Annotated in this window: 9 protein-coding genes and 1 pseudogene; 7 read left to right on the forward strand and 3 right to left on the reverse strand. The window is 41.6% G+C overall.

Features of this window, described 5'->3' with window-relative positions:
- Positions 1-67: 67 nt before the first annotated feature.
- Positions 68-1,291 carry an FAD-dependent monooxygenase gene (locus FNW02_RS24825; RefSeq protein ID WP_191760149.1) on the forward strand — a complete coding sequence of 408 codons (1,224 nt, stop codon included), beginning with the start codon at positions 68-70 and terminating at the stop codon, positions 1,289-1,291.
- Here the strand turns inward: FNW02_RS24825 and FNW02_RS24830 are convergent.
- The gene (locus FNW02_RS24830) at positions 1,275-1,985 is read right to left on the reverse strand and encodes a class I SAM-dependent methyltransferase (RefSeq protein ID WP_191760150.1); all 711 of its coding nucleotides are present in this window, start codon (positions 1,983-1,985) and stop codon (positions 1,275-1,277) included. The genes FNW02_RS24825 and FNW02_RS24830 overlap by 17 nt on opposite strands.
- 386 nt (positions 1,986-2,371) lie before the next feature.
- On the opposite strand from FNW02_RS24830, the gene FNW02_RS24835 reads away from it, so the two are divergent.
- The 4 genes from FNW02_RS24835 (at position 2,372) to FNW02_RS24850 (ending at position 5,649) form a co-directional block, all read left to right on the forward strand.
- On the forward strand, positions 2,372-3,121 hold the full coding sequence (locus FNW02_RS24835; RefSeq protein ID WP_191760151.1) for a sucrose-phosphate phosphatase: 750 nt from the start codon (positions 2,372-2,374) through the stop codon (positions 3,119-3,121).
- On the forward strand, positions 3,118-3,756 hold the full coding sequence (ruvA, locus tag FNW02_RS24840) for a Holliday junction branch migration protein RuvA (RefSeq protein ID WP_191760152.1): 639 nt from the start codon (positions 3,118-3,120) through the stop codon (positions 3,754-3,756). The genes FNW02_RS24835 and ruvA overlap by 4 nt, the downstream gene beginning before the upstream one ends.
- Before the next feature lie 71 nt (positions 3,757-3,827).
- Positions 3,828-5,009 (forward strand): 8-amino-7-oxononanoate synthase, encoded by a 1,182-nt coding sequence (bioF, locus tag FNW02_RS24845; RefSeq protein WP_191760153.1) that lies wholly within the window; start codon positions 3,828-3,830, stop codon positions 5,007-5,009.
- 361 nt (positions 5,010-5,370) lie between these two features.
- On the forward strand, positions 5,371-5,649 hold the full coding sequence (locus FNW02_RS24850; RefSeq protein ID WP_191760154.1) for a hypothetical protein: 279 nt from the start codon (positions 5,371-5,373) through the stop codon (positions 5,647-5,649).
- Positions 5,650-5,733: 84 nt separating this feature from the next.
- Here the strand turns inward: FNW02_RS24850 and FNW02_RS24855 are convergent, their stop codons facing one another.
- Positions 5,734-6,921 carry a type I restriction endonuclease gene (locus tag FNW02_RS24855; RefSeq protein ID WP_191760155.1) on the reverse strand — a complete coding sequence of 396 codons (1,188 nt, stop codon included), beginning with the start codon at positions 6,919-6,921 and terminating at the stop codon, positions 5,734-5,736.
- A 245-nt stretch (positions 6,922-7,166) separates the two neighbouring features.
- On the opposite strand from FNW02_RS24855, the gene FNW02_RS24860 reads away from it, so the two are divergent.
- Positions 7,167-9,365: a CHASE2 domain-containing protein gene (locus tag FNW02_RS24860; RefSeq protein WP_191760156.1), complete on the forward strand. Its 2,199-nt coding sequence runs from the start codon at positions 7,167-7,169 to the stop codon at positions 9,363-9,365.
- Positions 9,362-10,006: pseudogene (locus FNW02_RS24865) on the forward strand (hypothetical protein); the annotation flags it as partial. The gene FNW02_RS24860 and the pseudogene FNW02_RS24865, both read left to right, overlap by 4 nt.
- A 104-nt stretch (positions 10,007-10,110) precedes the next feature.
- On the opposite strand, the gene FNW02_RS24870 reads toward FNW02_RS24865, so the two are convergent.
- The gene (locus FNW02_RS24870; protein WP_225225884.1) at positions 10,111-10,962 is read right to left on the reverse strand and encodes a group II intron reverse transcriptase; all 852 of its coding nucleotides are present in this window, start codon (positions 10,960-10,962) and stop codon (positions 10,111-10,113) included.
- Positions 10,963-11,153 lie beyond the last annotated feature (191 nt).

Below are 11,153 nucleotides of genomic sequence, written 5' to 3' on the forward strand. Positions count from 1 at the left end.
CTTTAACTTGACACATCAAGGATAGTATGATAGGCGAACAAAACAAATAAAAACCATTTAAAAAAAAATGACTCAAGTTGTGATTGTTGGGGCTGGGCCCACTGGTGCAACACTGGCGCTGCTGCTTGTAAAACGGGGTATTGCAGTCAAACTGATTGAAGCATCTCGTAACTTCCGCCGAGTTTTTCGCGGTGAGGGGCTAATGCCTAGCGGACTCGATGCCCTGGAGCAGATGGGATTGTTGCCTGTTTTAGAACAGGTTCCTCATCGCTCTCTGGATGCCTGGGAGTTCTTGATCAATAAGCGATCGCTATTTCGAGTTGAGGAACCGATGGAACCCAATGGTAAGCCGGTTATGCTCGTTTCACAGCCACCCCTTTTAGAAGCGCTGATTGAAGAAGCCAGCACCTATGCAAATTTTGAGTTAGTGCAGAGTGAACCTGTACAAGATTTGCTGTGGAGCGATTCGTCTTCGACTCCATCGGGTAAACGTCGGGTTTCTGGCGTCAAGCTAGGGAACAATAGTACTATTTCTGCGGATTTAGTTATTGGGGCGGATGGACGTAATTCCATTGTTCGCCAGCGAGCAAACTTAACCCTGGAGCAGCAATCTCAAAGTTTTAACATTCTTTGGTTCAAATTGGCAGATAGTCCGCGTTTTAAGTCGGAAAACGTCTTTTACTCAGTTGTGAGCGGTCATCACGCCTTTGGATTATTTCACAGTTCAGAGGGCAATCTCCAAGTAGGCTGGTCACTCTATGAGGATTTCCCGATGGACTGGAAGCAAGTTGATTGGGCTGAAATGTTGGCATCTGCATCACCTCCTTGGTTAGCTGAGCATTTCCGACAGAATGCAGAAACTATTGAGCGCCCTGTATTGCTATCCGTTGTAGTCGGTCGTTGTCCGCGTTGGTCTGTGCCAGGGTTACTACTTTTGGGCGATGCGGCTCATCCAATGTCACCTATCCGCGCTCAGGGGATTAATATGGCATTGCGGGACGTAATTGTCGCAGCCAACCATCTAGTTCCTCTGTTGCGTGAGGGAGCAGAACACGCAGATATTGATGCAACATTGCCACTGATTCAAGCTGAACGAGAACCAGAAATTGTGCGATCGCAACAACTTCAAAGTGAAGAAGCAGCTCAAGGTGAACTACTGACCAAAAGCGCACCGATACAATGGCTAGTAAGCAAGCTTGCTCCCCTCCTGCGTCAGCCCGTCCGCCAATCTTGGCTTAATCGACAGCGCCAGTTACGCCAAGGAGTATCGCAGATTAAGTTAACTGTTTAATACACAAATACTCAGTATAAGCAGGTGTAAAACTAGTTAATTCTAAAATTTTAAATCCAGCGCGTGTCAACATCTCTTCAATAATCCAGGTAAAAGTACTGTGTTCTTCACGCACATGCATTTCAAAGTCTTTAGCTGTCCAACCTTGACCTTCAGGTTTTGCCACCTGTTTGATCCATTCATTGATTGAAGTTTCATATTCTGTAGGTGGAAATGAGAAAATTGCATCCCGTAGATAGAAAATACCATTAGGCTTAAGCAGCGCAATTATTCTCAAAAAAGCAATCATCTTCCAAAAATCTGGCAATATGTGAAGCGCATTCTTAATGACAACGAAATCAACAGGTTCATCTTGATGTTGATAGGTCAAGAAACCTGCTTGATGAAATTTGATATTAGTAACACCTGATGTTTTAGCCTTTCGCTGAGCATAATTTAGCATGGCTTGTGAGATATCAATGGCGTGTACAGAAGCACCAGCTAGTGAAGCCTGAATTGCGAAAGTACCTGTACCTGCTCCAAAATCGATAATAGTGTGCTTTGAAGAAATGCCCAGACGAGTGACTAAAGCCTGTTCTTTCTCTGGCGTACTAGATGTCTGATTACAGTCATAAGCTTCAACTTGTGCTACATCCTCGAAGTCAACACCAGCCATTTTAGACTCATCGAAGTACCAAGCGGGAAAGCTGTTCATTTTGCTATCTCTTTGTGGACTTAGTTTTCAGCCTAAACTCTTTGCGCGATCGCACCTAGTATTTCAAGTTAGTTTCGAGGGTTTGTAGTAAGCACTTTAGTGTTTGGAACAATCAGGACTAAAGTCTTCACTACGAACTTACTTATCCATCAATTTAAATTTGACGCACTACTAGCAGCAAAAATAAAGCATAGACTAATCAGTCGTTTTTGACTAGATACTATAGAGAGTCTGGTTCTTTTTGACATTTGAAAGAATTCTTGCATTAGTACGAATACACAAGAGCCAAAATCTGGTAGATTAACTCGGAACGCATGGGTTACATCTGGCTAATTTTGAGGATTTTAGGTATTTCTGCAACTACTAAATTGGGGTACATCAAAGCTATGAAACCATTTCTTTTTGTAACCGACCTGGATCACACCCTCGTAGGCAATGACAACGCTTTAGCAGAACTAACCCAATTACTCAGTGAACATCGCCAAGAATACGGCACTAAAATTGTTTATGCCACTGGGCGATCGCCTCTACTTTACAAAGAACTCCAAGTTGAAAAAAATCTTTTGCAACCTGATGCTCTCGTCCTATCTGTAGGTACAGAAATCTACCTTGATGGTACTGACACTCCAGATTCAGACTGGTCAGAAATCCTTGCACCAGGCTGGGAACGAGAAAAAGTATTATCTATTACTAGTAAATACACTGGGCTAGCTCTGCAACCAGATTCAGAACAGCGTCCCTTCAAGGTCAGCTTTTTCCTGCAACAAGATTCAGCTGCAAGTGTTCTGCCAAAACTTGAGGCAGAATTGCAGAAATATAAATTAAATATAAAGTTAATCTATAGTAGCGGTATTGACCTTGACATTGTACCCCGTACCAGCGATAAAGGTCAGGCAATGCAGTTTCTCCGCCAAAAGTGGAAATTTGCAGCAGAACAAACAGTTGTCTGTGGTGATTCGGGTAATGATATTGCTTTATTTGCTGTAGGCAACGAACGGGGAATCATTGTTGGGAATGCACGTCCAGAGCTACTCCAATGGCACAACGAGTATCCCGCTGACCACCGCTACCTGGCGAAAGGTTTTTGTGCAGGTGGAATTATCGAAGGTTTGAAATATTTTGGTTTATTGAAATGATTAGTTATCTTAAAGGTCTTGTTGCTGGTATCCAAACAATTGGCGCTAATCGCGTGATTCTGACTCTCGAAGTAAATGGCTTAGGGTATGATTTGCAAATTCCTCAACGGTTAGCAAACCAGTTACCCACAACCGGAGACTTAGTACAAATTTTCACTCATTACCAAATTCGTGAAGAAGTGCCGTTGTTGTATGGCTTTGCTTCCCCAGCAGAACGCGATTTATTTCGCCATTTGCTAACTGTCAGTGGTATTGGTGCATCTTTAGCGATCGCCCTATTGGACACTTTGGAACTACCAGATTTAGTCCAAGCAATTATCGCAGGCAATGTACAAGTCTTAATTCAAGCTCCTGGTGTCGGTAAAAAAATCGCCGAACGCATCTGTTTGGAGCTAAAAAGCAAGTTAGTCGAGTGGCGCAAATCAGCCGGGTTCTTCGTCGCCACAGGTGGGCCAGCCCCCGGAATTCTCGAAGAAGTGCAAATGACCCTCTTCGCCTTGGGATATACTGCCCATGAAGTCAGCCACGCTTTGCATGTGGTCAGTGAAGACATTGGACTACCCAAAGATGCCTATGTGGAAGATTGGATTAAACAAGCGATCGCCCATCTTAGCAGCAGTGAACAAGTTCAATAGTCATTTGTCATTAATTATCCTTTCTCCCTCCGCCCCTCCGCTCCCCTGCCCCTCCGCCCCTCCGCTCCCCCATGCCCACTGACCCTTATACCTGGCTAGAGGAATCTCTGGCAACTATTCATCGAGCTGATTGGTATCGTTCAGTACAAACAATCCACGGACTTCCGGGTGCAACCGTGGTTTTGTCGGAGCAACAGGTGATTAATTTTGCTAGTAATGACTATTTGGGACTAGCTGGGGATGAGCGCTTGATAGCGGCGGCAATTACTGCTATCAAAGAATTTGGTACTGGTAGCACTGGTTCTAGATTACTGAGTGGGCATCGAGAATTACACAGGGAATTAGAAGAGGCGATCGCATCTACCAAACAAACAGAAGATTCTCTGGTATTTAGTTCTGGCTATTTAGCAAATTTAGGTACGATCGCTGCTTTAGTGGGCAAGCGAGATTTAATTTTATCTGACCAGTACAATCATTCCAGTCTGAAAAATGGGGCAATTCTCAGCGGTGCAGCGATTCTGGAATATCCCCATTGTGATATTGCAGAACTCAAAACCCAGTTGAGTCAGCAACGGCAAAACTATCGACGCTGTTTGATTCTTACTGATAGTGTCTTCAGTATGGATGGCGATTTATGTCCTTTACCAGAACTATTGGATTTAGCTGATGCGTTTAACTGTATGCTGCTAGTCGATGAAGCTCATGCCACTGGGGTACTGGGAAAAACAGGCGCGGGGTGTGTCGAACACTTCGGGTGTACAGGAAGGCAGTTAATTCAAATTGGCACTTTGAGTAAAGCCTTGGGTAGCTTAGGGGGATATGTGGCGGGAAGTTCCACCCTGATTGATTTTTTGCGGAATCGCGCACCGAGTTGGATTTATACCACTGGGCTTTCGCCTGCTGATACAGCAGCGGCGTTAGCTGCAATCAAGATAGTGCAACAAGAACCACAACGCCGCGTTCAATTATGGCGAAATATAGATTACTTGAAAAAGTTAATACAACAGCATTTACCTAACCTAAAATTATTACCTTCAGAATCACCTATATTATGTTTTCAATTACACAGCACTACAGATGCACTGAAAGCTGGAAAGCAATTAAGAGATGCTGGTATTTTTGCCCCAGCAATTCGTCCTCCCACAGTGCCAACAAGTCGGATTAGAATATCTGTGATGGCAACCCATCAAACAGCGCATCTCGAAAAATTGGTAGCAGTGTTGAACAGTAATATTGCCACAACAGTGAGTTAAATTGGCTCAACAGAGATTTATTTAGAGATGATGCGTAGGCGTAGCCCGTCGTAGACATCGCTGCTTGGTTGTGTACTGCTGCTAGCTGCCTTTTCTGAGATTGTAGTCAGGTTACACATTCAAGTATCATTCAAGCTATTTACCCTAGTATATAGAGATTAAATCAGTGAACAGTAAACAGTAAACAGTAAACAGTTGGGGGATTTAAATTTCCCAGATAGCGCTTGCCACTAATCGGCTTTGGGTTATTAGTTTTCAGTTGGAAGTGAGCGCCCCCTTAGTGGTTCCCCTTAAACCCAATTATCTTGACTGATTACTGTTTACCGTTTACTGATAACTGTTCGATGTAGGAGATGAAGACATGAGGGTTTGGCTTGCCTGCTTTTTGGTGTTGTTTGCTTTAGCAGAACTGTTTGACTGGTTGCAAGAATTTAATCTGCCATTGCCCATTTATATTTTAGGTGGGGCTTTTTTAGCCGTTGCTTCTAACTACGACAAGATTGTTGGCTCCTATTTCGCCGATACAACTATCCAAGCATCGCTCGAACAACCCCAGTTAGTACCAACTCAATCCACCGATCCTATTTCCTTGGCAATTGCTAGTCCCGTTGAAGATGTTCAAGCATCTCAAACCGAGTAATTGGAGATGGGAAGCAGCAAGGTAACGCACCTTTACGTACATTTGGTGCGTTACAGATTCCACAATCTAAAAGCTGAAATATTCTTAGTGCTTTGCAGTTTCTACCTCATAACACCTGCAAATAAGTGACGCAAGCTTATCTAAATCATCTACACAGGAAATGGTTACTTTGGATGTTATTTCTCCAAATGGAGTTGATACTTCTTGCACTAGAAAATTTAGGGCTAGTAGCTTCACTTCATCTATACCAAGCCGAGTAATAAAAGTCTTTTTCGACGAAGATAGATACAGTCGCAGAAACCACCATGTAGTTTTGCCAAGATTTATACCAAAATAGGAAACAGTATCTTTATACTGGATTTCATACTTGTAGTTCTGGGAAGTTTTGAGAATCGCTTTTATTTTTTCAAAGGCGTCGAGTTCTTCAGCAGTTGTTACTATTTTTGATTCTTCTGCTGTGTCCGGTTCATGTATTGTATCATTCGCTTCTACTTCATTTATCTGGGAAATATTACCCGCTTCAATAGATTGAGCCATTTCTTGGCTAAGTGAACGGGTCATTAATTCTAATAAACTTCCCTGGAGCGATTTTTTAACAATAGATTTAAATTTTTCAATAACCTTAGCATTAATATTACCTTGAAGCTCATACCTAGGGTCAGATGCACGAAGTTCAGACACTAAAAAGCGAACAAATTGGTCGGAAGGAGAGCGTAAAAGATTGCCCACAAGGTGAGTCATGCCTTTCAAATAAACCATTTCTTCGGCATGACTAGTAATAGCTATAGCTTCAAAAATGTCACGGTGAAAAAATTTGAGGTTATCAATGTCTTTGGCGTCATATTCAAGGATGTTAAAAGCAAAAAATGGCTCCTTGTCCATGACATTAGTCTGACGCAAGTCTGTAAAGAAACGGTATTCTATACCGTTAGCAACAACAGCAACCTTTGTTGTCACAAGTGCATTAAAGTATCGGCTCAATTGCCCATCATGCGTTTCTGGCTTTTGTCCATGAGCTTTTGCTTCTACAATCATGACGATATTACCATTAATAGCTAGAGCATAATCTACTTTTTCAAACTGCCCTGCTTTTTTAATAGCAAAGTCGGCTACATATTCCGGCTTAAATTCATTGGGGTCATAGACGTCATAGCCAAGAGCGCTCAAAAAGGGGACAATGAGCGCCATCTTAGTAGCCTGTTCGCCAACAGCTTTATCAGCATGGTTACGAACATGTTCAGAAACTTTAGCAATATCTTCAGTAAATCCCATGTTGCTTCCTTAATTGCAATGAAATCACATCACTCTTTTGTCAGTATTCCCAAATTAATGTCAGCTATTTGTTTAAATATTGTAGGTTTAAGTATAAGATTATACAGTGATTTTCTGTCATAGCGCCAATCAAGAGTGAGTAATTAAGGGTAATGACAAGTCAATGAGCGATCGCCTCGAATCAGCAAGTAAATTGCTAAATTAAATTAGAGCATTTACCCAATTCAGGCTACCGCCGCAACGCCGTGATTAGTGGACTATTAGAAAAACTCCGTACCGCGTTTATCACAGACAAGGGTTCTCGTGAAACGTCCCCTAGCGAAAGTTGGCTGCAAATTATTCTGGTTACGAGTGTGGGAGTCACCGCCTTGATCTGGGGAGTTCGTGAACTCAGATGGTTGCAGCCTTGGGAGTTAAGAGTTTATGACCAGATGTTGCGATCGCGTCCCACACAAGCACATGACAAACGGATTTTGCTGGTAAAAATTACTGAAAAGGATCTAGAACAAGAGAAATGGACTCTCTCAGACCGGACAATAAATCAGCTATTAAAGAAATTAGAGTCGTATCAACCGCGTGTTGTTGGTTTATATCTGTTTCGCCCAGATCAGAAAAATTTAGCGGCTAATCTTAAAAATCAAGTTAACATCATCAGTACTTGCTTGTTCAGCAGTAACGGTAGATATGAAATTCCGCCACCGCCCAATTTCCCTATAGATAATGTAGGATTTAGCGATGTAATTACTGACAACGAGAATGATCAAATTCTCCGCCGTAGTTTGTTATTTGCTAATTCTACAGATAAAAAATGTACAACTCCATTTTCATTTGGTTCGCTAATTGCTATTAATTATCTGGATAAACAAGGCATTAAATATAACTTCACTCAAGAAGGAAATTTTAAATTAGGTAAAACCATTTTTCCACGCCTAGAAACTAATTCTGGCAGCTATCAATATCTGGATGCAGCTGGCTATCAAATATTATTAAATTACCGTCATCCCGATCGCCTCGCTGATCAAGTAACCCTCACGGAAGTCCTAGACAATCAAGTAAATCCTAGCTTAGTTAAAGACCGTCTTGTAATTATTGGCACTACGGTCGCTAGTCTTCCTCCAGCTGGCTTTTATACACCCTACAGCGCTTTGCCAGACCAACCAGCAAGAATGCCTGCTTTATTTATTCATGCACAGATTGCTAGTCAACTCATCAGTACAGTGCTGGATCAGCAACCTCTAATTTGGTACTGGCCCGACTGGGCCGAATTTCTTTGGGTGTGGAGTTGGTCATTAGTGGGTAGTGCTTTAGCATGGCGATCGCAACATCCTCTATTACTGCTAGTAGTAGGAGGTACAACCCTAATTGTTTTGGTGGGAATCTGCGTTGGTTTGTTCTTGCAAGCCGGATGGATACCGATTATTCCGTCTGCGATCGCTTTGGTAATTAGTAGTATCAGTGTTATGGCTTATACTACTTACCGAACTCAGCAGCGAACTCAGGTGATTATTCTGCAAGTTGAAAAACAACAAGAGGCGATCGCGCAATTAAATTTACTCTTAGAAGACAAAACAGCAATTCCTGACCCACTTGACCTTATTCCGCAATTTGATACACCAGAAAAAACCGCTGGTGACTTTCTTTTAAGCGGACGTTATAAAATTTCTAAAATCCTCGGTGCAGGTGGATTTGGTCGCGTTTATTTAGCAAAAGATCATCAGCGACCGGGTAATCCTACTTGTGTAATTAAAAAGCTAATGCCAGCCCGCCAAGATACAAAATTTTTGCAAGTTGCTCGCAGATTATTTAATACTGAAGCCGAAATTTTAGAAGTTTTGGGTAGACATGATCAGATTCCAGAACTGCTTGCCTATTTTGAAGATAACCAAGAATTCTATTTAGTTGAAGAATATATTCAGGGACATACCCTAAGTGAAGAATTACCATCTGTGCATAATGTAAAAGATGAACACTTTGTTATCGATATGCTCAAAGGAGTTTTAGAAGTTCTAGCATTTATTCACCAGCATCGCGTGATTCATCGGGATATCAAGCCGACTAATATTATTAGACGCACTCAAGATAATCGGCTAGTACTAATTGATTTTGGTGCAGTTAAATTGATGCAACCGCCGAGTGAGCAAACAGAATTAGCAACAGTAGCCATCGGGACGCGGGGTTATACGCCACCAGAACAATTTGCCGGACATCCACGCTTGTGCAGTGATATTTATGCTTTAGGAATGATTGGCATTCAAGCAATTACTGGGATACCACCGCAGGAACTCCAGCCAGATCCAGAAACGGGTAATGTGATGTGGAGACAAACAGCAAAAACTAGCGAAGAATTAGCGACAATTTTAGATAAGATGGTTTGCTACCATTTTAGCGATCGCTATCAATCAGCCACCGCAGTTCTACAAGATTTAAAACGCATTATAGAATGACTAGATTTATTCATGACCAATTCGCAAAAGACTATCTAGAAGAATTACTAAAACTTTATGGAGAAGTGCAAGCTCCAAGTCGTGTGGCGGGAGAAGTTAGAGAAATCGATGTTTTATTTTCTCCTTCAGCCGAACAAAGCCTCAATTTAGAAACACTGGGATTGCTAGGAAAATTTGCAGCTACACCAGCCATCTTTGAACCCTTCCGAAACGCTGCATCGAAAGAGGAAATTTGTGATTGCTTATTAAAATTATTAGAAGTTAGGGGTGCATTACAACGGGAAGCAAATCGTAACAACACTTCTATCCTAGACTCAACAATACCCAAATTATGGATTCTTAGCCCAACAGCATCCGTAACACTCCTTTCAGGATTTGGTACAACTTAAGCCATAGATTGGTTGCCTGGAATACACTTTATGGCTGAGTCTTTACGGTCAGCAATAGTTGCGATTCATCAATTACCACGTACTCAAGAAACACTATGGTTAAGAATTCTCGGTCGAGGAGGATTACAGAGGCAAGCAATTGATGAATTAGAAGCGCTATCATCAAATCACCCATTCCGCAGATCAACGCTAGAATTGCTCTATAACTTGCGACAAAACTTGAGAGCAAATCAAAATTTAGAATCAGACGAGTTGCCTAAGCCAGGAAGTCACCCTCCTGACTCGGCTACAAAACCGTGCATGAACCTTTCGATTCACACGGCTCCTCAATGATTTGGTGTTTGTCATACATACCTTTAGAAAGGATTATCATTTATATAATCCTCATCTAATTCTAGTGGGCAAATGAATAGTGTATTATTATTTGCACTTTTATTATCATGGCAGTGTCGATGAAGTAATTGTTTGTTCTGATAACTATTATTCCCACCTTTTGAGCGAGGAATTATATGGTCTATTTCCAACAAATCTTCATCTTGGAAATACAGTCCACAATCAGAGCATTTACCCTTTTGTTTCTTCAGAAGAATAGCTATTTCTGGTTTAACTTCTGGATGTCTGCCCATTCTCGTACTCCAGTAAACCCAATCTCCATCATAAGGACTGCGTTCTGCTTGCACCTTGATATGTCTCACTATCGGAGTTTTGTGGTGTTTGATTAAATGCTGGATATTGCCCGACTGTTTATTGGTAAAAACCCAATGGTTATTGCCAACAGTTGACCAATATTTATGAGCAATCTGTTGATGATTTTGTTTAGGGTGGCGACGTTTTGCCCAAGCAAAGAGTTGCTGATATGTACATAAATCAGCTTGATTATAGGTTTGTTTGCTCACTACTGTTGAGTAGTAAGCTGTCCATCCTCTAATGATTGGATTCAATCTTTTAATCAATTGCGCTTGATTAGCCGCATGATATGTTTTGATGATTTTTCCAATTTTTGAGGTATGTTGTTTGATTTTCTCAATGCTGGGAGTGATGAGTGTTTTGAAACCTAATGGTTCTCCTTTTGGATTCTTGGCTGCTCGATTCTTTCCTACAGGATATTGTCGAACTGAAAATCCTAAGAAGTCAAATCCAACTTTTTCTTCATACTCATAAAGTGTATGGGAAATTTTGGTTTTACTTGGTTTCAATTCTAAGCCCATGTCTGATAACCATTCTGTTATGGCTTGTTGACATTTTTGAATGACTTCGATGTCTTTGTGTAAAAGTCGGGTAAAGAGGCGATGTCACCATTGCCCCCTCCCCTCAAAACCGGACTTGTACCTTTCAGCACATCCGGCTTAAGCAAATTACTAGCTCCACTTTGCTTCAATCATTTCTCAGCGTGAATCTG

It is taken from the genome of Komarekiella delphini-convector SJRDD-AB1 (assembly GCF_014831675.1).
In the GTDB taxonomy this organism is placed as follows: Bacteria; Cyanobacteriota; Cyanobacteriia; order Cyanobacteriales; family Nostocaceae; genus Komarekiella.